This is a genomic window from Paraburkholderia atlantica, assembly GCF_000092885.1.
Lineage (GTDB): Bacteria > Pseudomonadota > Gammaproteobacteria > Burkholderiales > Burkholderiaceae > Paraburkholderia > Paraburkholderia atlantica.
The window spans coordinates 1,979,552-1,999,732 of the sequence record NC_014117.1; the positions used below are offsets into that span (position 1 = coordinate 1,979,552).

The window sequence follows — 20,181 nt, forward strand, 5'->3', positions numbered from 1 at the left end:
CACCGCGTCGTTTCGAAGGCAGCGCTGAGCGTGGCGAACGTGCCCCTCGGCGCGAATTCGGCGAACGGACCGAGCGCGCCGTCGTTTCGAAGGCAGCGCTGAGCGTGGCGAACGTGCTCCTCGGCGCGAATTCGGCGAACGGGCCGAGCGCGCGCCGCGTCGTTTCGAAGGCAGCGCTGAGCGTGGCGAACGCGCTCCCCGGCGCGAATTCGGCGAGCGGGCCGAGCGCGCGCCGCGTCGCTTCGAAGGCGGTGCTGAGCGTGGCGAACGTGCTCCTCGACGCGAATTCGGCGAGCGCGCTGAACGCGCACCGCGCCGCGACGACGGCGAACGCCGTCCGTTCAGCGGTCCGCGCGCAGGCGCAGGCAGGCCGTCGGAAGGCGGCGCGCGTGGCGACCGCCCGGTGCGCCGGGAGCGCGATGCCGCCGACCGTCCGCGCTTCGGCAGCGATCGCGGCGAGCCGCAGCAGCGTCGCGGCGATCGAGGCGCCCGCAGCGACAGCGCCCCGCGCCGCTTCGAAGGCGAGCGTGGCGAGCGCGGCTTCGCGAAGCCGGTAAAAGGCGGCTACGGCGAGCGCACCGAGCGTCCAGCGCGCGGCGTGCATGAGGACCGCGGCGAGCGCGGTGCACGCGGCGACTGGGCGCCCTCGCGCCGCGAGTCCGGCGAGCGCGCCGCACGCGGCGGTGAACGCACCGAGCGTCGCGAGCGCCCTGCGCGCGACTTCGACGACACGTTGCCCGCCGCGAACCGCCGCTTCAGCGACGACCGGCCAGCCCGCGCCGCCAAGCCCCGAGCCGCGGAATCGGCAGCAGCCCAACCCGTCGACACCCCGCACCCGCCCCGCCGCGATCGCGAAGACGCGCCGGGCATGCTGCGTCTGTCGAAGCTGATGTCCAAGCTCGGGCTGTGCTCGCGCCGCGAGGCCGACGAATGGATCGAGAAAGGCTGGGTCATGGTCGACGGCGAGCGCGTCGATACACTCGGCACGAAGGTGTTCCCGGATCAGCGCATCGACATCGACCCCGCCGCCGAAGCCTTTCAGTCGAGCCAGGTGACGGTGATCGTGCACAAGCCGGTCGGCCTCGTGTCGGGACAGGCGGAGGACGGCTACCAGCCGGCCATCACGCTCGTCACGCCGGAAAATCGATGGGAAGGCGACCATTCGGGCATCCGCTTCTCGGTGTCGCATCTGCGCCAGCTCGCGCCGGCCGGACGTCTCGACATCGATTCGACGGGCCTGCTGGTGCTGACGCAGGACGGCCGCGTCGCGAAGCAACTGATCGGCGGTCACTCGGATGTGGACAAGGAGTATCTGGTGCGCGTCGCCTACGGCGATCACACGGTCGACGTCGAAAGCCACTTCCCGGCCGAAAAACTCGCGCTGCTGCGCCACGGCCTGTCGCTCGACGACGTCGCGCTGAAGCCCGCGCAAGTCAGCTGGCAAAACGGCGAGCAGCTGCGTTTCGTGCTGCGCGAAGGCAAGAAGCGTCAGATTCGCCGCATGTGCGAACTGGTCGGTCTCGAAGTGGTGGGCCTGAAGCGCGTGCGCATGGGCAACGTGATGCTCGGCGCGCTGCCGCCGGGACAGTGGCGCTATCTGTCGGAAGACGAGTCGTTCTGAGGCCCGTCCAATGCGCCTCCTTGCTCAGAGCGGGCGCATCGGGACAACAAAAAACCCACGCACTTAGGCGTGGGTTTTTTATTGACGGCAGCCGCGTCAGTCGTCGCTATTCGGATCGAGATCGGGGAACAGGATCTCGGTGAAGCCGAACTTCGAGAAATCGGTAATCCGCATCGGATACAGCTTGCCGATCAGATGATCGCATTCGTGCTGCACGACCCGTGCATGAAAGCCCTCGGCGACGCGATCGATTGGATTGCCGAACTGATCGAAGCCGTGATACCGGATCATCGAAAAGCGGCTCACCACGCCGCGCAGCCCCGGCACCGACAGGCAGCCCTCCCAGCTCTCTTCCATGTCCTGCGATACCGGCGTAATGGTCGGATTGATCAGCACCGTCTCCGGCACCGGCGGCGCGTCCGGATAGCGCTCGTTCGAACCGAAGCCGAAGATCACCACCTGCAGATTGACGCCGATCTGCGGTGCTGCAAGACCCGCGCCATTCGCCGCGTGCATGGTCTCGAACATGTCTTCGACGAGCCGATGCAGCTCCGGCGTGTCGAAGTGATCGACCGGCTCGGCGATTCGCAGCAGGCGCGGATCGCCCATCTTCAGAATGTCGTGAATCATCAGTGCCCCTCCAGGAGCTTGCGCATACCATCTTCGTCGAGTACGGGGATGCCGAGTTCCTCGGCCTTCGCGAGTTTGCTGCCCGCGTCGGCGCCCGCCACCACGTAACTGGTTTTCTTCGATACCGACCCCGCCACCTTCGCGCCGGCCGCTTCGAGCATTTCCTTCGCGTCCTCGCGCGACAGGTTCGGCAGCGTGCCGGTCAGCACGACCGTCTGGCCGGCCAGCACACCCTGAGGCGCCTTCGGCGCGGGCGGCCCCTCGGGCCACGTGACTCTGCCCGGCGCGCGCAGTTGCTCGATTACCGTGCGGTTGTGGTCCTCGGCGAAGAACTGGTGGATCGATTCGGCGACGACCGGCCCCACGTCGTTGACTTCGAGCAGCGCTTCGAGCGACGCATCCATGATCGGATCGAGCGAGCCGAAGTGCTTCGCCAGATCCTTCGCGGTCGATTCGCCGACATGGCGAATCCCCAGCGCGTAGATAAAACGCGCGAGCGTCGTGTGCTTGGCCTTTTCGAGCGAGTCGAGCAGGTTCTGCGCCGATTTATCGGCGAAGCGGTCGAGCTCCGCGAGCGTCGCAAAGCCGAGATTGAACAGATCGGCCGGCGTGCGGACCAGGTTCTGCTCGACCAGCTGATCGATGATCTTCTCGCCGAGTCCGTCGATATCGAGCGCGCGGCGCTGCGCGAAGTGCCACAGCGCCTGCTTGCGCTGCGCCGGACAGAAGAGTCCGCCCGTGCAGCGTGCAATCGCCTCGTCGGGCAGCCGCTCGATCGCCGAGCCGCACACCGGACACTGCGTCGGCATCACGAACTCGCGCGCGTCGGTCGGACGCCGGTCGAGCAGCGCGCTGACCACCTCCGGAATCACGTCGCCGGCGCGGCGCACGATCACCGTATCGCCGATGCGAATATCCTTGCGGCGCACTTCGTCTTCGTTGTGCAAGGTCGCGTTCGTGACCGTCGCGCCGCCGACGAACACCGGCTCCAGCCGCGCGACCGGCGTGATCGCACCGGTGCGGCCGACCTGCACGTCGATCGCGACGAGCTTCGTCAGCGCTTCCTGCGCGGGAAATTTGTGCGCGAGCGCGAAGCGCGGCGCGCGCGATACGAAGCCGAGCCTGTCCTGCTCGTCGCGCCGGTTGACCTTATAGACCACGCCGTCGATGTCATACGGCAGCCTGTCGCGCTTCTCGCCGACCGCGTGGAAGAAGCCGAGCAAGCCTTTGGCGCCCTGCACGACCGCGCGCTCGCCATTGACCGGCAAGCCCATCTCCTTGTACCAGTCGAGCAGTTCGCTATGCGTGGGCGGCATCTCGATGCCGTCGAGCACGCCGATCCCATACGCGAAAAACGACAGCGGCCGCTGCGCGGTGATCTTCGAATCGAGCTGGCGCAAGCTGCCGGCCGCCGCGTTGCGCGGGTTCGCGAATTCGCGTTGCCCGGCGGCGCGCTGGCGTTCGTTCAGGCGCTCGAAATCGCGCTTGAACATCAGCACTTCGCCGCGCACGTCGAGCACGTGCGGTACGCGCTTGCCCTTCAGCTTCAGCGGAATCGAGCGGATCGTGCGGACGTTTTCGGTGACGTTCTCGCCGGTCGTGCCGTCGCCGCGCGTGGACGCCTGCACGAACACGCCGTCGACATAGCGCAGCGAGATAGCGAGACCGTCGAATTTCAGCTCGGCCGCGTAGTCGACGGGCACCGGCGGCTCGCTCGCGTTGTTGCCGAGCGCGTCGCCGATGCGCTTGTCGAACGCGACGATGTCTTCGTCAGCGAAACCGTTGTTCAGCGACAGCATCGGCTGATCGTGGACGACCGGCTCGAAGCCGCTCGCGGCCTCGCCACCGACTCGCTGCGTCGGCGAATCAGGCACGATCAGATCCGGATGCTCGGCCTCGATGCGCTCCAACTCCTTGAACAGCTTGTCGTACTCGGCATCCGGTAGGTCCGGTTGGTCGAGCACGTAGTACGCGTAGTTCGCGTGTTCGAGTTCCGCGCGCAACCACGCGGCCCGTTCGGCCGGAGCGCTGGTTGCGAAAGAAGGGACGGAGGATCGGGCCATGCTGTCGGAAACTTCTCGAGATGAAAGTCGGACATCGGATTATCGCAGGAAGCGTGCCCCTTTACATCGGTGCATACCGGGCGCGTCATGCTGCAACGCAAGCCGGAACGACGACGGCCGCACATCGTGCGGCCGTCGTCAAAACGCGTGGAACGCTGAAACCGGTTTACTGGCTAAACAGGCGCCGAGTGGCCGGCGAACCCGCCGGAATGCCCGCCTGTTCGAGCTTCGCGTACAGCGTCATCAACTGTTTTTCGATCGCGAGCAGCGCGCTTTCGGGCAGCGGTCGGCGGCCGTCGTCGACCACGCGTCCGCCGATGCGCTCGGCCAGCGACTTCGCGTAGTCGCACATCAGACGGAACGGCAGGATGTCTTCATCTGCGACCGGCACGTCGAGCACCAGCGTGATCATCTCGCCGCCTTTGTACGTGAGGTCGTCGCGCAGGAAGTTGGTGTCGCCGAACTGCAGCATGAATACAGGGTTTTGCCGCGCGTCGAGCTTGACGAAGCGCGTGCCGTCACGCGACAGCAGCAGACCGTCCTGCGACGCGACCGCCTGCACGTAGTTGGCCGACCACGGTGCGCCGTCCGACAGCACGTTGATCGACAGCTGCGCGTCGCACTGGGCGGCAAAGCCGTCGAGCTCGCGCGCCATCGCGACGGTTTCGAGCATGTCGGGAAATTCCGGCGCGGCGTCGAGCGCGTCGGCGAACTGCTGCACGCCGGTCACGAACTCGGAAAATTCGAGCTCGTTGAGCGCGCCGCTGCGGTTCGCGAGCTGCGCGGCCGCGCGCAGTTCTTCATAGCGCGTGCCGTTCTGCAGCAGCTCCCACGCGCCGCCGCCTTCGGGCTTGCCTTCGATATGCACCGGCTTGCTGCCCGCGCGACGCAACCGCTGCGCGAGCGGCAGCACCTTGTCGCCGGCCACGGGGCCGTTGAGCCGGAGCGGCACGATACAGTCGATCCGCCGGTCGACGATGGCCGGCGGCGCCGACGAGATCGTCGTGGCGGCCGGCAGGATCGGTTCGACGCGCTCGTGCTCGGTCGACGCCGGCTGGGCCGCGGGCGCTTCGGCCGCGGGCCGCTCCACGTCCGCGTCCTGCGCCGCCGCGTGCTCGCCTTCGCCGGCGGTATCAGAATCCGCCGACGGATAACCGTTCGGCGACGTCATCTCAGCCTGGATATCGGCCGGTGTATCGAGCGGCGCCGCGCCCGCGCCGAACGTCGGCTCGACGCGCGCGGCGCTCGGGTGCCCGGTCGCCTCGGCGTTCACGCTCGGCTCGCGCCGCGTGGTCGGCCGGGCCGGCTCGATGAACGGGCTCTGCTCCTCATGCTCGTCCCGCGCGAAGCTCTCGGCGGTGTCGACCGGCATCGGCCGCGGCATCTTGCGACGCACCTTCGCGCCCTGCCACGCGTTGTACACGACCACGCCCCCCACCACCACGGCACCCGCGCCGATCAAACCGAGTGTCAACTCGTCCATGCATGCTCCATCAGCAATTCTTCTATCCACGCGGGCCTGTCGTCCGCTCCACGTACCGCGCGGCTCTCATCGAGGCCGCTGCGCTGGATGCGGATGCCCGCGCAGGCGTTAACTCAAACGATATTCTGGGCGAAACCCGCTGCCGTTTCCATGTCGACCGCAACGATCCGCGAGACGCCCTGCTCCTGCATCGTCACGCCGATCAGCTGCTGCGCCATCTCCATCGCGATCTTGTTGTGCGAGATGAACAGGAACTGGGTTTTGTCCGACATCGCCCGTACCAGGTTCGCAAAGCGCTCGGTGTTGGCGTCGTCGAGCGGCGCGTCCACCTCGTCGAGCAGACAGAATGGCGCCGGATTCAGCTGGAACATCGCGAACACGAGCGCGGTCGCGGTCAGCGCTTTCTCGCCGCCCGACAACAGGTGAATCGTCGAATTCTTCTTGCCCGGCGGCTGCGCCATTACCTGCACACCGGCGTCGAGGATTTCGTCGCCGGTCATGATCAGCTTCGCCTGGCCGCCGCCAAAGAGACGCGGGAACAGCTCGCCGAAATGACGGTTCACTTCGTCGAACGTGCTTTGCAGCAGCGTGCGCGTTTCGGCGTCGATCTTGCGGATCGCGTCTTCGAGCGTTTCGATCGCGCTCGTCAGGTCGGCCGACTGCGAATCGAGGAAGCTCTTGCGCTCGGTCGCGGCCTTCAGCTCGTCGAGCGCGGCCATGTTGACCGGCCCGAGCGCGATGATCGCGTTGTTGATGCGCGTGACTTCACCCTGCAGGTACGACGGTTTCATGTCCGGCGTCAGCTTGGCTTGCAGCTCGGCTTCATCGACCCCGGCCGCGCTCAACTGCTCGACGAACTGCTCGCCGTTGATGCGCGCGGCCTGCTCCTTCAGCTGCAATTCGTTGATGCGCTCGCGCAGCGGCTGCAGCGCGCGCTCGGCGGTCAGGCGCGTTTCGTCGGCCGCGCGCAGCTTCGCGGTCAGGTCGTCGAGCTCGACGCGCGCGGCGCGCAGCGCCTCTTCCTTGACGGCGCGGATATCGAGCGCGTCCTGCAGACCGGTGTGCGCGGTCTGCTCGTTGATCGTTTCGAGCTCGGCGCGCGCGTCTTCGAGCGAGCCCGCGACGCGCTCGCTCTGCTCGTGCGCGACCTGGATACTGCGCTTCAATTCGTCGATGCGGTTCGCCATGTTGCGCGCGGCGAAGCGCGCGTCGGTGGCGGCGCGATCGAGGTCGCGTGCTTCGCCACGGGCGGTCGTCAGTTCTTCGTCGAGCGCTTCGAAGGCGAGCTGGTGGTCTTCGAAGCGCGCCTGCAGTTCGGCGAGTTCGCCATCGTGACGCTCGAAGTTCGCTTCCGATTCGGCGCGCAGCGCTCGCTGCTCGTCGACCTGCGCGGCGATCTCTTCGAGTTCCTCGCGAATCTGCGTGCTGCGCTGCGTGTAGCGCTCGTGGGCCTGGGTGAGCTTCAGCACGTCCATCTGCAACGCGTGGACACGCTGCGTCGCGCGTTCGGCCTGCTGACGCATTTCGGCGAGCGCCTGCGCGGCTTGCGTGTGCGCGGCTTCGGCGCGGATCGCGGCGGCCTTCGCCTCATCGGCGAGCAAGGCCTGCGCGCGCACCTGGCGGCCGAGGTTTTCGATTTCCTGCTGACGCGCGAGCATGCCGGCTTGCTCGGAATCGGCCGCGTACAACTGCACGCCGACGCGCGTGACCACGTGCCCCGCCTTCACGACGAACGCACCGCCCTCGGGCAGCTGCGCGCGCATCGAAAGCGCCTGCTGCAGATCGTCGGCGACGTAGGCGAGGCCCAGCCAGTCGGTCAGCACCGCGCGGATTCCCGCGTCCTCGATGCGCACGAGCGACAGCAGCGAGCGCAGCGCGCCCGCCGCCGGGGCCGGCTGACCGGACGCGGGCGGTGCGTAGAACGCGAGCTTGGCGGGGGGGGCGTCGGTTGCAAACGCCTTCACCCAGTCGAGATTCGACACTTCGAGCGCGGCGAGACGCTCGCGCAGCACTGCTTCGAGCGCGGTTTCCCAACCGGCCTCGACATGCAGCTTCTTCCACAGACGAGGCAGGCTGCCCAATTCGTGCTTGTCGAGCCACGGCTGGATCTTGCCTTCGGTCTGCACGTTTTCCTGCAGCTGCTTCAGCGCGGCGAGGCGCGCATCGAGCTGATGAATCTGCGCGCTTTCGGCCTGCACGCGCTCCTGCGCAGCGCGCCGTTCGCCGTCGAGCCGCGGCAGTGTTTCCTGCGCGTCGGCGAGGCGTCCCTGCGCGTCGCGGAGGATTTCCTCGTGCTCGGCGAGCTGCATGCGCAACTCTTCGAGCTGCGCTTCGTCGGGCGCATCGAGCCCGCCTTCTTCCGATTTCAGCCGCTCCTGGCGCTGCTGCAGTTGCTGCAACTGCTGGTCGGCATTGCGCTGATGCGCGGCTTCGAGCTTCAGCGCCTGCTCGGTCTGCGCGATGCCGGCGCGCTCGGTGTTCAGCTCCGTCTGGGCGTCACGCCAGCGCGCTTCGAGCGCGGGCAGCGCGTCGTGCTTAGCGGCGGCGTCCGCTTCAGCGATTACGGCTTTTTCTTCGGCGACCGCCAGTTGCTCTTCGGCGTCGGCGATATCGTCCTGCGCCTTGTCGGCCTGCGATTGCCACTGCTCGCGCTGCGCGGTCAACGCGGCGATCTGCGCCTGCACGCGATTGCGCGATTCGACGATGAAGCGGATCTCGGCTTCCAGCCGGCTCACTTCCGCGTTCGCCTCGTACAGCGCGCCTTGCGCGCCCTGCATCGCGTCGCTCGCCGAATAGTGCGCGACGCGCAGCGTTTCGAGTTCCGCCTCGACTTCGCGCAGCTTCGCGGTTTGCGCCTCGAGGTCGATCTGCGCCTGTTCGATCGCGCGTTGCTGCCGCTGCTGCTCGCCAGCCGCCTCGTTCTTGCGCAGCAGCCACAACAGACGCTGCTTTTCCTCGCCGTCGCTCTGCAGCTCGCGATAACGCGTCGCGATGACCGCCTGCCCCTCCAGCTTCTCGAGATTCGCGCCGAGCTCGCGGATGATGTCCTCGACGCGCGTCAGGTTCTCGCGCGTGTCGTGCAGACGGTTCTCGGTCTCGCGACGGCGCTCCTTGTACTTCGACACACCGGCGGCTTCTTCGAGGAACACGCGCAGCTCTTCGGGCTTCGCCTCGATCAGCCGCGCGATCATGCCCTGCCCGATGATCGCGTACGCGCGCGGCCCGAGGCCGGTGCCGAGGAAGATGTCCTGGATGTCGCGGCGTCGCGCCGGCAGATTGTTGATGTAGTAGCTCGAGGTGCCGTCGCGCGTCAGCACGCGCTTCACGGCGATCTCCGCATACTGGCCCCACTGGCCGGCGGCGCGGCCGTCCGCGTTGTCGAACACGAGTTCGACGCTCGCGCGGCTGCCGGGCTTGCGGGCGGTCGAGCCGTTGAAGATCACGTCCTGCATCGACTCGCCGCGCAATTCAGAGGCGCGCGATTCGCCGAGCACCCAGCGCACGGCGTCGATGATGTTGGATTTGCCGCACCCGTTCGGACCGACCACGCCAACCAGTTGGCCTGGGACCTGAAAATGCGTGGGATCGACGAAGGATTTGAAGCCAGCGAGTTTGATCGAGGTGAGCCGCACGGCGATTTCGCTGTTTGAAAAGAGTGTGTGATAGGTGGCTCGCGAGGTTGCGCCAGTCGTTCACCGCCGCGGCGGGACGGCCCCACGCAACCTCGCGAGCCTTCGCATTTTGGTTGCCGGCTCCATGCGCTCATGCACATCAAAGGCACAGGTGCGCATGCGCCGGCTAATGAGGGGCAATCATACCATCGCGCGTGGACGATTCTTGCCGCCCTTTCGGTGGTCGTCGCTGTCGCCGTCACGGCCGTGTGCGTCACCGCGCTGGTCACTGCACGGGCCGTCGCGCCCATCGTCGTCGCCCGGCCCGTCCATGTCGCCGATGGCCGGATCGGGCGGCGCCGTCCTGGTCCGATGCACCCAGCTCGACAATGCCGATGCGAGCACGATGCACGCGCCGCCGGCCCATTCGCGCGGCCCCGGTACTTCGCCGGCGAACAGCCACGCCGACAGCGCCGTCACGACGAGCTCGAACAGCATGATGATCGAAGCGCGATTGGCCGGCACGCGCGAAAGCCCGTATTGCACCAGCATATTGTTCGACGCGAGCAGCAGACCGAGACCGAGCACCAGCAGCGCCGCGGTACCGAGGTGCGCGCCGGTGGGCGGCGCGGGCATCGGCTCGATTAGCGACGCGAGCGCGCCGAACAACGCCGCGCCGCCGAAGATCACCGCGGTGCGCATTTCGGGCTTCATGTCCGGCAGCACGCGACTCGTCTTCAGGATCAGCACATTGCTCATCGCAAAGCCCATGCCGCCGGCGAGACCGGCCCATTCGGCGGGATTGCCGGGCACCGGGATGCCGAGACGCGGCGACCACAGCATCGTCATCGCGCCCGCGAGCGACAGCGCGGCCAGCGCCGCGCCCGACCAGGTGAGCCGCTCGTGCAGGATGAAATGCGCGAACAGCGCGGTCCACGCGGGCGTCAGATAAAACAGCAGCAGCACCCGCATCACCTGACCGTGGATCGCGCCCCACACGAAGCCGAGATTCGTGACGCCCGCGGCGAGCGCGAGCGCCGGCAGCAGCCAGTGCCACCGCACGGTCTTCAGTGCGCGATGACGCACGAGCAGCACGAACAGGCAGCCCGTGCCGCTCGTCAGCGCGCTCGCTGCCGTGCCGGTTACGCCTAGCGCGGCGAGCATGCGCAGCGGATACCAGACCATCCCCCAGACCGACGCGCCCAGCATGATCGCGAACGTCGGCCAGCCGTTGCGAAGCCAGTTAGTCATGGGGCCGGACTCCGACGGACGTCGTGGGCGGGTCGGATGAAGGTCCAGCCGGCCGTCTGCTGATCTGCTGCGTACATTGCTGCTCCTGCGTATTCTTTTGCGCGAACCGTGGCGGATTCGCGCCGTTCCCGCCGCGGCGCGCCGGTGCGCCGCCTCGCGGATTGCTGCCGCGCCGCGCGGCAAGCTCCCGCTTGGCCGGCGGGGGCGCCACGCTATAATCGTCCGTTCGCCGCCGCTGGTGGCCGGCTCGTCGCTGGTCAGTCCATCGCGCGCAGGGATGCCGATTCATGTTTGATGCGCCGATGCCCGCCGGCGCGCGTGCCCGGTTGTCCCGACTTTCATCCGCGTCCATTCCGATCAGGCCAACTCGTCCGTGAATCCGCTACTCGACTCCCTTCAGCCCTATCCGTTCGAAAAGCTGCGCCTGCTTTTCAAGGACGTCACGCCGCCGGCCGGCCTCGCGCATATCAGCTTCGGCATCGGCGAGCCGAAACATCCGACTCCGCCACTGATCCGCGACGCCGTCATCGCTTCGCTCGGCGGCCTCGCTGCCTATCCGGCCACACTCGGCTCGGCGCCGCTGCGCGAGTCGATCGCGAAGTGGGTCACGCAACGCTACAACCTGCCGCCGCTCGATCCGCTGACCGAGGTGCTGCCGGTGTCCGGTTCGCGCGAGGCGCTGTTCGCGCTCGCGCAGACGGTGCTGAACCCGCGCCGCGATGCCGACGGAGAGCCTGCGATCGTACTCTGTCCGAACCCGTTCTACCAAATCTACGAAGGCGCGGCTCTGCTCGGCGGCGCCCAGCCGTACTTCGTCAACAGCGACCCGGCGCGCAACTTCGCGTGCGACTACTCGGCGGTGCCCGCCGACGTCTGGGCCCGCACGCAACTGCTGTACGTCTGCTCGCCGGGCAACCCGACCGGTGCCGTGCTCACGCTCGATGACTGGCGCGAACTGTTCGCGCTATCGGACCGCTACGGCTTCGTGATCGCGTCGGACGAGTGCTACTCGGAAATCTATTTCGATGAGTCGAAGCCGCCGCTCGGTGGTCTCGAAGCAGCCCACCAGCTCGGCCGCGGCTACGAGCGCCTCGTGATGCTGTCGAGCCTGTCGAAGCGCTCGAACGTGCCGGGCATGCGCTCGGGCTTCGTCGCCGGCGACGCGTCGATTCTGAAGTCCTTCCTGCTGTACCGCACGTACCACGGCGCGGCGCTCTCCACCGTTTACCAGAGCGCGAGCGTGGTCGCGTGGGGCGACGAGGCGCACGTGCGCGAGAACCGCGCGAAGTACCTGCAGAAGTTCACGACCGTCACGCCGATGCTCGCCGACGTGCTCGACGTGCGCCTGCCCGACGCCGCGTTCTACCTGTGGGCCAACGTCGAGCGCACCGGCCTCACGGACACCGAGTTCGCCCAGCGCCTCTACGCCGACTATAATGTGACGGTTCTGCCGGGCTCGTTCCTCGCGCGCACCGCGCACGGCGTGAACCCCGGCCGCAATTTCGTGCGCCTCGCGCTCGTCGCCGATGTCGACGAATGCACGGCGGGCGCGCAGCGGATCGTCGAATTCTGCCGATCTCTCGCTGCGGCTTGAGCCGCACCCGAGCCGCACCGCATCCCCATCTCCAGACTTCAACCCTTCAGAAAATCACGCATATGTCGCAACAACTTCAGAGCATCATCGATACCGCCTGGGACAACCGCGCCGAGCTGTCGCCGAAAGCCGCGCCGGCCGAAGTGCGCGAAGCCGTCGCCCACGCGATCGAGCAACTCGATAAGGGCGCGCTGCGCGTCGCCGAAAAAAAGGACGGCGACTGGGTCGTCAACCAGTGGCTGAAGAAGGCCGTGCTGCTGTCGTTCCGTCTGGAAGACAACGCGCCGATGCCGGCCGGCGGCTACAGCCAGTTCTACGACAAGGTGCCGTCGAAGTTCGCGAACTACACCGCTGAAGACTTCGCGGCCGGCGGCTTCCGCGTGGTGCCGCCCGCGATCGCGCGCCGCGGCTCGTTCATCGCGAAGAACGTCGTGCTGATGCCGTCGTACACCAACATCGGCGCATACGTCGACGAAGGCACGATGGTCGACACGTGGGCCACCGTCGGCTCGTGCGCGCAGATCGGTAAGAACGTGCACCTGTCGGGCGGCGTCGGTATCGGCGGCGTGCTGGAGCCGCTGCAGGCAAACCCGGTCATCATCGAAGACAACTGCTTCATCGGCGCGCGCTCGGAAGTCGTCGAAGGCGTGATCGTCGAGGAAAACTCGGTGATTTCGATGGGCGTGTACCTCGGCCAGAGCACCAAGATTTACGACCGCGAAACCGGCGAAGTCACGTACGGCCGCATTCCGGCGGGCTCGGTCGTGGTGGCGGGCAACCTGCCGTCGAAGGACGGCACGCATAGCCTGTACTGCGCGGTCATCGTCAAGAAGGTCGACGCCAAGACGCGCGCGAAGGTCGGCCTGAACGAGTTGCTGCGAGGCGACTGATGGCGCGCGGCACCAAAACCGTCGTCTACGGCATTCCGAACTGCGACACCGTGAAGAAGGCCCGTGTGTGGCTCGAAGAGCACGGCGTCGAGTTCGAGTTTCACGACTTCAAGAAGGCCGGCGTGACCGAGCCGCTGGTGCAGGACTGGTTGAAGGACGTCAAGCTCGACGCGCTGCTGAACCGGCGCGGCACGACGTGGCGCGCGCTGTCCGACGACATGAAGGCGGCCGCGGAAACGCAGCCGGGCGCGATCGCGCTGATGATCCACAAGCCGTCGGTGATCAAGCGGCCGGTGCTGGTCGTAAACGGACGCGTGAAGTCGCTCGGGTTTTCCGTCGACGAGTACGCGGCGCTGTTTGCCTGAGCTTGCCTGGTCCGAACGCTGAAACGCCAGGCTCAGGCACGAGGTAGCAAGACGCGCGGCCTCGCGCCGCGTTGTCCAAAGGCTGTTGCCGGCTGCGGTGCCTCACCGCGAGCCGGCATTTTTTCATTTCAAAGTGGCTTGTACTGAATCCATGTCCGGCACCCTAGCCCTTACCGAACAACTGATCGCGCGCGCGTCCGTGACGCCCGACGACCAGCATTGCCAGCGTCTGCTGATCGAGCGCCTGGCCGCGCTCGGCTTCGAGCACGAGACGATCGAATCCAACGGCGTGACCAACCTGTGGGCCGTCAAGCGCGGCGCCGACGGCACCGAGGGCAAGCTGCTCGCGTTCGCCGGCCACACCGACGTGGTGCCAACCGGCCCGCTCGAACAATGGCAGTCGGCGCCGTTCGAGCCGACCCAGCGCGACGGCAAGCTGTACGGCCGCGGCGCGGCGGACATGAAGGCATCGATCGCCGGCTTCGTCGTCGCGAGCGAGGAGTTCGTCGCGGCCAACCCTCAGCACCGCGGCTCGATCGCGTTCCTGATCACGAGCGATGAGGAAGGCCCCGCCACCGACGGCACCGTCAAAGTCGTCGACGCGTTGCAACAGCGCGGCGAGCGCATGGACTACTGCATCGTCGGCGAACCGACGTCGAGCGAGCGGTTCGGCGACATGGTCAAGAACGGCCGGCGCGGTTCGATGTCGGGCAAGCTGACCGTCAAGGGCGTGCAAGGTCATATCGCTTATCCGCATCTGGCCAAGAATCCGGTGCACCTGCTCGCGCCCGCGCTTGCCGAGCTCGTCGCCGAACGCTGGGACGAAGGCAACGAATATTTCCCGCCGACCACCTGGCAGGTGTCGAACCTCCACAGCGGCGCCGGTGCGACCAACGTGATCCCCGGCCATGCGGACGTGATGTTCAACTTCCGCTTCTCGACCGCGAGCACCGTCGAAGGACTGCAAAAGCGCGTGCACGCGATTCTCGACAAACACGGCCTCGAATACGAACTGCACTGGACAATAAGCGGCCTGCCGTTTCTCACCCCGCGCGGCGAACTGTCGAGCGCGCTCGCAAAGGCGATCAAGGACGAGACCGGCGTGGACACCGAGCTATCGACCACCGGGGGCACGTCGGACGGCCGCTTCATCGCGCGCATCTGCAAGCAGGTGATCGAGTTCGGTCCGCTGAACGCAAGCATCCACAAGATCGACGAACATATCGAAGTCGCCCATATCGAGCCGCTGAAGAACGTGTATCGCCGCGTGCTCGAACAACTGATCGCATAACCAGGAACTCTGCGATGACGCTTCCTTTTTGCACCGTCCGCGACCTGCTGCGTTATGCAGTGTCGCGTTTCAGCGAGGCCAAACTGTCGTTCGGCCACGGCTCGGCCAATGCCTACGACGAAGCAGCCTATCTGATCCTGCACACGCTGCATCTGCCGCTCGACCTGCTCGAGCCGTTTCTCGACGCGCGCCTGACCACGGCCGAAATCGAGGCGGTGCTGAAAGTGATCGAGCGACGCGCCGCCGAACGCGTGCCGGCCGCATACATCACGCAGGAAGCGTGGATGCACGGCTATCGCTTTTACGTCGACGAGCGCGTGATCGTGCCGCGCTCGTTCATCGGCGAGCTGCTGCAGGACGGCCTGCAGCCGTACGTCGAAGATCCCGAGCAGGTCGCCGCGGTGCTCGAACTGTGCACCGGCTCCGGCTGCCTCGCGATCCTCGCCGCCCACGCGTTCCCGAACGCCGACGTCGACGCGGTCGATCTGTCCGCGCCCGCGCTCGAAGTCGCGACGCGCAACGTGCTGGACTACCACCTCGACGACCGCATCGCGCTGTTCGAAGGCGATCTGTACGCGCCGCTCGCCGAGCGCCGCTATGACGTGATCATCAGCAATCCGCCGTACGTGAACGCGAAGTCGATGCAGGAGCTGCCGGCCGAATACAAGCACGAGCCGGAGATGGCGCTCGCGGGTGGCGCCGACGGCATGGACATCGTGCGTCGGATCATCGCCGACGCGCGCAACTGGCTGACCGAAGACGGCGTGCTCGTCATCGAGATCGGCAACGAACGCGAGCACGTCGAGGCGGCGTTCGGCGGTCTCGACCTCGTGTGGCTGTCGACCAGCGCCGGCGACGACAACGTATTCCTAATCCAGGCCAGCGACTTGCCGGTCTGATGTCTGAGTTCGACATGCTGGCCGTTTGAGCGCGCGGCGTGCGCGGCGCCGGCTCGCCGCCGCTTGCAGCGGATTTCGCAAGTGACACGCGCGCCGCTCGTCGTACCACGCACGGTTTATTCGTGCGCGTTTTTGCGCTATTTTTTAGCGCGTGTTTTTAGGCCGTTTTTTGGCGCTTTCCCAGGCGCCGCAGCCGCAGTCTGAATTCGTTGCCCGACGCGTTCGCCGCAGACCACGAAGCGAGCTTGTGCCCGCCTCCGTTTCCTGAACCACGGCGCTTCGCCAACTGTTCGCGAGCTTATGACATTCGACCTGCTTCACGTCGGCCCGCTGGTTCTCCTTGCCCACATTCTCGGCATCATCGCGGCCGCTCACGCGATTCTCCATACCCGCACCTCGCAAGGGGCGATCGCGTGGGCCGTGTCGCTGGTCGCGATGCCGTATCTGACGCTCGTGCCCTATCTGTTCCTTGGCCGCAGCAAGTTCGCCGGCTACGCGGACGCGCGCCGCGTCGAGAACGAGCTGCTGCGCACGCGCGCGCATCCGCAGGTGTGGGACACGCACGCATCGTCGGCGGGGCTGCCGACGCAGCAGCTCGGCTCGCGGCTCGTGCAGTCGCTGACGCGCCTCGGTGGCATGCCGTTCCTACCCGGCAATACCGTGCGCACGCTGATCAACGGCACGGCGACTTTCGAGGCCATCTTCGACGCGATCCAGAACGCGCGCCACTATGTGATCGTGCAATTCTTCATTGTGCGCGACGACGCGCTCGGCGACATGCTGAAAGACGCGCTGATCGCGAAAGCGCAACAGGGCGTGCGCGTGTACTTCCTGTACGACAGCATCGGCAGCTTCGATCTGCCGCACCGCTACGTCGCGGCACTGCGCGCGGCCGGCATCGAGATGCAGCCGTTCGCGACGAACCGCCGCTTCGTCAACCGTCTGCAACTGAATTTCCGCAATCACCGCAAGATCGTGGCGGTCGACGGCGAGCGCGCGTTTATTGGCGGTCATAACGTCGGCGTCGAATATCTGGGCGCGAAGCCGCCGCTGTCGCCGTGGCGCGATACGCACATCGAGGTGCGCGGCCCGGCGGTCGCCAGCATCCAGTTCGTCTTCATCGAGGACTGGTACTGGGCCACGCAGCAGTTGCCCGAGTTAGACGTGCCGTCCACCGAAACAGCCGTCCCATCCGTCGAGCAGCGCGCCGCCCACGGCGCCGTCGAACCCGCCGGGAACAACATGCACTGCATCGTGCTGCCGAGCGGCCCGGCCGACAAACAGGAGACCTGCTCGCTGTTTTTCGTCGAAGCGATCAACGCGGCGCGCGAACGCATCTGGATCACGACGCCCTACCTCGTGCCCGACGAGGCGGTGTTCGCCGCGTTGCGGCTCGCGGCGCTGCGCGGCGTCGATGTACGCATCCTGATTCCGAGCCGGCGCGATCACCGGGTGGTGTTCGAGGCTTCGAAGCTATATGCATACGACTCGCTGCGCGCGGGCATTCGCATCTTCCGCTATCAGCCGGGTTTCCTGCACCAGAAGGTCGTGCTGATCGACAGCAGCGCGGCCGCGATCGGCAGCGCCAATCTCGACAACCGCTCGTTCCGTCTGAACTTCGAGATCATGGTGCTGACCGTCGACCGCGGTTTCGCGCTCGAAGTCGAAACGATGCTGCTCGACGACTTCGCCGAGTCGCGCGAAATCGACCGCGACGAGTACCGCAAGGCGAACGCGCTGCGACGCATGCTGATGCACGTCGCACGGCTCTTTTCGCCGATCCTGTAGAGGCGCGCTCCCCCTTACAGCAGCGCTTCGATATCCTCGGTGATCGCCTCGGGCTTGGTCAGCGGCGCGTAGCGCTTGACCACGTTGCCGTCGCGGCCGATCAGAAACTTCGTGAAATTCCACTTGATCGCTTCGAGACCGAGCAGCCCCGGCGCCTCGATCGTCAGATAGCGGAACAGCGGGTGCGCGTTCGGGCCGTTCACGTCGATCTTGTCGAACATCGGGAACGTGACGCCGTAGTTCTTCTCACAAAAGCTGCCGATCTGCGCGGCGTCGCCCGGCTCCTGCTTGCCGAACTGGTTGCACGGAAAACCCAGCACCGCGAGCCCGCGCGCCGCATACGCATCGTACAGCTTCTGCAAGCCCGCGTACTGCGGCGTGAACCCGCATTCGCTCGCGGTATTGACGATCAGCATCACCTTGCCTTGGTACTTCGCGAGACTCGCTTCCTCGCCGCCGAGCGTGCGTGCCGAAAACGAATAGATCGATGTCATGTCCCCTCCCGTGAAAGCCGTCAGTCTATGCCAAAAGCGCTGCCGATACAGTCGGCCGAATGGCCGATGGCGGCTGCGCTCAATGTGACAGCGGGCAATCGGCGCCGCGCGCCCGGCAAGCCGCCGGGCAGTCTAAAATAGCGGTTTTCTTCAGCCGGCCACGTCGTGATCCGCTTCAATCAGTTCAGCCTCGCGCGCGGCACCAAGCCGCTTTTCGACAACACCACGTTCACGTTGAACCCCGGTGAAAAAGCCGGCCTCGTCGGGGCGAATGGCGCGGGCAAGTCGACGCTGTTCGCCGTGCTGCTCGGCGAGCTGCATGCGGACGGCGGCGATTTCTCGATTCCGCCGACCTGGCGCATCGCCCACGTCGCGCAGGAAACGCCCGCCGTCGACAAAACCGCCCTCGCCTACACGCTCGACGGCGACGCCGCGCTGCGCGACATCGAAGCGCGCATCGCGGCCGCCTCCGCGGCGCACGACGGCGCGGCCGAAGCCGAAGCGCACGCCGCCTTCGCCGACGCCGACGGCTACACCGCGCCGGCGCGCGCCGAAGCGTTGCTGCTCGGCCTCGGCTTCACGCTCGACCAGACCCGCGAGCCGGTCAGCAGCTTCTCGGGTGGCTGGCGCATGCGGCTGAATCTCGCGCAGGCGCTGATGTGCCGCTCCGACCTGCTGCTGCTCGACGAACCGACCAACCACCTCGACCTCGATGCGATCGTCTGGCTCGAAGACTGGCTCAATCGCTATGCGGGCACGCTGATCGTGATCTCGCACGACCGCGAGTTTCTCGATTCCGTCTGCAATGTCACGCTGCATCTCGAGAACCAGCAGATCAAGCGCTACGGCGGCAACTACTCGCAGTTCGAAGTGCTGCGCGCGCAGCAGATCGCGCTGCAGCAGAGCGCGTACGAAAAGCAGCAGCGCACGGTCGCGCATCTGCAGAGCTACATCAACCGCTTCAAGGCGCAGGCCACCAAGGCGCGTCAGGCGCAAAGCCGGGTGAAGGCGCTCGAGAAGATGGAACTGATCGCACCCGCGCACGTCGCGTCGCCGTTCACGTTCGAGTTTCGTACGCCCGACTCCGCGCCGAATCCGATGATGGTGATGGAAGACGTGCGCTGCGGCTATCACGCCGAAGACGGCAGCGAGATTCCGATCGTCGAGCGCGTGATGCTGTCGATCCAGAACGGTCAGCGCATCGGCCTGCTCGGCGCGAACGGCCAGGGCAAGTCGACGCTGATCAAGACGCTCGCAGGCACGCTCGAACCGTTGAGCGGCCACGTGCGCGAGGGCAAGGGTCTGCGCATCGGCTACTTCGCGCAGCATCAGCTCGAAACGCTGCGCCCGGACGACACGCCTTTACAACACCTCGCGCGCCTTGCGCCCGACACGCGCGAGCAGGAACTGCGCGACTTCCTCGGCAGCTTCAACTTTTCCGGCGACATGGCGACCGCGAAGATCGCGCCGTTCTCGGGAGGCGAGAAAGCGCGCCTCGCGCTCGCGCTGATCATCTGGCAGAAGCCGAACCTGCTGCTGCTCGACGAACCGACCAACCACCTGGACCTCGAAACGCGCCACGCGCTGACGATGGCGCTCGCGCAATTCGAAGGCACGCTGATTCTGGTGTCGCACGACCGGCATCTGCTGCGTGCGACGACCGATCAGTTCATGCTGGTCGCGAAGCATCGTCTGCAGGAGTTCGACGGCGATCTCGACGACTATCGCGACTGGCTGCTGCAGCATGCGGCCGAGCAGCGCGCCGCGCTGAAGGCGAATGCGTCCGGCGCGTCAGACGCAGCGTCCAACGGCGCGGCAAATGGCGACAGCAACGTCAATCGCAAGGAGCAGCGCCGCCTCGAAGCGGAAACGCGGCAGAAGCTCGCGCATCTGAAGAAGCCGCTGCAAAGCCGCATCGCGAAGATCGAAAAGGAAATGGACGCGCTCAACGCGGAGAAGACGACGCTCGATACGTTCGTCGCCGATCCCGCGAGTTACGAGCCGGAGCAGAAGAGCAAACTGACGGAGGCGATCCGCCGTCAGGCAGACGTGAACGCGCGCCTCGACACGCTCGAAGCCGAATGGCTCGAGACGCACGAGGAACTCGAACAGATCGGCTAGCGGCACGCAACGGCCGGGCCGCGCCGGCATCCACGGGAGCTTGGCTTTGTCATTTGCGAACTCGTCGTCCGCGTCATCGG

At 66.5% G+C, this 20,181-nt stretch carries 14 protein-coding genes; 8 read left to right on the plus strand and 6 right to left on the minus strand.

Annotation, left to right across the window (positions count from 1 at the left end):
- Positions 1 to 55 precede the first annotated feature (55 nt).
- The gene (locus BC1002_RS39725; RefSeq protein WP_420798751.1) at positions 56 to 1,621 is read left to right on the plus strand and encodes a pseudouridine synthase; all 1,566 of its coding nucleotides are present in this window, start codon (positions 56 to 58) and stop codon (positions 1,619 to 1,621) included.
- A gap of 96 nt (positions 1,622 to 1,717) precedes the next feature.
- Here BC1002_RS39725 and def read toward each other — a convergent pair whose 3' ends face one another.
- The 5 genes from def to BC1002_RS08840 form a co-directional block, all read right to left on the minus strand.
- A complete protein-coding gene (gene def, locus BC1002_RS08820) occupies positions 1,718 to 2,251 on the minus strand; it encodes a peptide deformylase (protein ID WP_013089708.1) in 534 nt (177 codons plus the stop codon).
- Positions 2,251 to 4,314: an NAD-dependent DNA ligase LigA gene (gene ligA, locus BC1002_RS08825; protein WP_013089709.1), complete on the minus strand. Its 2,064-nt coding sequence runs from the start codon at positions 4,312 to 4,314 to the stop codon at positions 2,251 to 2,253. The genes def and ligA overlap by 1 nt, the downstream gene beginning before the upstream one ends.
- A 166-nt stretch (positions 4,315 to 4,480) precedes the next feature.
- Positions 4,481 to 5,797, minus strand: coding sequence for a cell division protein ZipA C-terminal FtsZ-binding domain-containing protein (locus BC1002_RS08830; RefSeq protein WP_013089710.1), 1,317 nt, complete (start codon positions 5,795 to 5,797; stop codon positions 4,481 to 4,483).
- A 113-nt stretch (positions 5,798 to 5,910) separates the two neighbouring features.
- Complete coding sequence (smc, locus tag BC1002_RS08835; protein WP_013089711.1) at positions 5,911 to 9,429, minus strand: chromosome segregation protein SMC; 3,519 nt, start codon at positions 9,427 to 9,429, stop codon at positions 5,911 to 5,913.
- A gap of 180 nt (positions 9,430 to 9,609) precedes the next feature.
- Positions 9,610 to 10,659 (minus strand): DMT family transporter, encoded by a 1,050-nt coding sequence (locus tag BC1002_RS08840; RefSeq protein ID WP_013089712.1) that lies wholly within the window; start codon positions 10,657 to 10,659, stop codon positions 9,610 to 9,612.
- A gap of 373 nt (positions 10,660 to 11,032) precedes the next feature.
- Between BC1002_RS08840 and dapC the strand changes: the two genes are divergently transcribed.
- The 6 genes from dapC (at position 11,033) to cls (ending at position 17,486) form a co-directional block, all read left to right on the plus strand.
- Positions 11,033 to 12,253 (plus strand): succinyldiaminopimelate transaminase, encoded by a 1,221-nt coding sequence (gene dapC / locus BC1002_RS08845; protein WP_013089713.1) that lies wholly within the window; start codon positions 11,033 to 11,035, stop codon positions 12,251 to 12,253.
- Between the two features lie 62 nt (positions 12,254 to 12,315).
- The gene (dapD, locus tag BC1002_RS08850) at positions 12,316 to 13,143 is read left to right on the plus strand and encodes a 2,3,4,5-tetrahydropyridine-2,6-dicarboxylate N-succinyltransferase (RefSeq protein ID WP_008923562.1); all 828 of its coding nucleotides are present in this window, start codon (positions 12,316 to 12,318) and stop codon (positions 13,141 to 13,143) included.
- Positions 13,143 to 13,508 (plus strand): ArsC family reductase, encoded by a 366-nt coding sequence (locus tag BC1002_RS08855; protein WP_013089714.1) that lies wholly within the window; start codon positions 13,143 to 13,145, stop codon positions 13,506 to 13,508. Before dapD ends, BC1002_RS08855 begins: the two co-directional genes overlap by 1 nt.
- A gap of 151 nt (positions 13,509 to 13,659) precedes the next feature.
- Entirely contained in the window at positions 13,660 to 14,799 is a 1,140-nt protein-coding gene (gene dapE / locus BC1002_RS08860) for a succinyl-diaminopimelate desuccinylase (RefSeq protein ID WP_013089715.1), read from the plus strand.
- Between the two features lie 14 nt (positions 14,800 to 14,813).
- Positions 14,814 to 15,698 (plus strand): 50S ribosomal protein L3 N(5)-glutamine methyltransferase, encoded by an 885-nt coding sequence (gene prmB / locus BC1002_RS08865; RefSeq protein WP_013089716.1) that lies wholly within the window; start codon positions 14,814 to 14,816, stop codon positions 15,696 to 15,698.
- A 300-nt stretch (positions 15,699 to 15,998) separates the two neighbouring features.
- Positions 15,999 to 17,486 carry a cardiolipin synthase gene (gene cls / locus BC1002_RS08870; protein WP_013089717.1) on the plus strand — a complete coding sequence of 496 codons (1,488 nt, stop codon included), beginning with the start codon at positions 15,999 to 16,001 and terminating at the stop codon, positions 17,484 to 17,486.
- A gap of 14 nt (positions 17,487 to 17,500) precedes the next feature.
- On the opposite strand, the gene BC1002_RS08875 is transcribed toward cls, so the two are convergent.
- The gene (locus tag BC1002_RS08875) at positions 17,501 to 17,980 is read right to left on the minus strand and encodes a glutathione peroxidase (RefSeq protein ID WP_013089718.1); all 480 of its coding nucleotides are present in this window, start codon (positions 17,978 to 17,980) and stop codon (positions 17,501 to 17,503) included.
- A gap of 165 nt (positions 17,981 to 18,145) precedes the next feature.
- Here BC1002_RS08875 and BC1002_RS08880 point away from each other — a divergent pair, with 165 nt between their 5' ends.
- A complete protein-coding gene (locus BC1002_RS08880) occupies positions 18,146 to 20,101 on the plus strand; it encodes an ATP-binding cassette domain-containing protein (protein ID WP_013089719.1) in 1,956 nt (651 codons plus the stop codon).
- Positions 20,102 to 20,181 lie beyond the last annotated feature (80 nt).

Bases quoted from the DNA above. Each gene is read 5' to 3' on its own strand.
- def (WP_013089708.1), bottom strand. From the start codon at position 2,251: ATGATTCACGACATTCTGAAGATGGGCGATCCGCGCCTGCTGCGAATC.
- ligA (WP_013089709.1), bottom strand. From the start codon at position 4,314: ATGGCCCGATCCTCCGTCCCTTCTTTCGCAACCAGCGCTCCGGCCGAA.
- BC1002_RS08830 (WP_013089710.1), bottom strand. From the start codon at position 5,797: ATGGACGAGTTGACACTCGGTTTGATCGGCGCGGGTGCCGTGGTGGTG.
- BC1002_RS08840 (WP_013089712.1), bottom strand. From the start codon at position 10,659: ATGACTAACTGGCTTCGCAACGGCTGGCCGACGTTCGCGATCATGCTG.
- dapD (WP_008923562.1), top strand. From the start codon at position 12,316: ATGTCGCAACAACTTCAGAGCATCATCGATACCGCCTGGGACAACCGC.
- BC1002_RS08855 (WP_013089714.1), top strand. From the start codon at position 13,143: ATGGCGCGCGGCACCAAAACCGTCGTCTACGGCATTCCGAACTGCGAC.
- dapE (WP_013089715.1), top strand. From the start codon at position 13,660: ATGTCCGGCACCCTAGCCCTTACCGAACAACTGATCGCGCGCGCGTCC.
- prmB (WP_013089716.1), top strand. From the start codon at position 14,814: ATGACGCTTCCTTTTTGCACCGTCCGCGACCTGCTGCGTTATGCAGTG.
- cls (WP_013089717.1), top strand. From the start codon at position 15,999: ATGACATTCGACCTGCTTCACGTCGGCCCGCTGGTTCTCCTTGCCCAC.
- BC1002_RS08875 (WP_013089718.1), bottom strand. From the start codon at position 17,980: ATGACATCGATCTATTCGTTTTCGGCACGCACGCTCGGCGGCGAGGAA.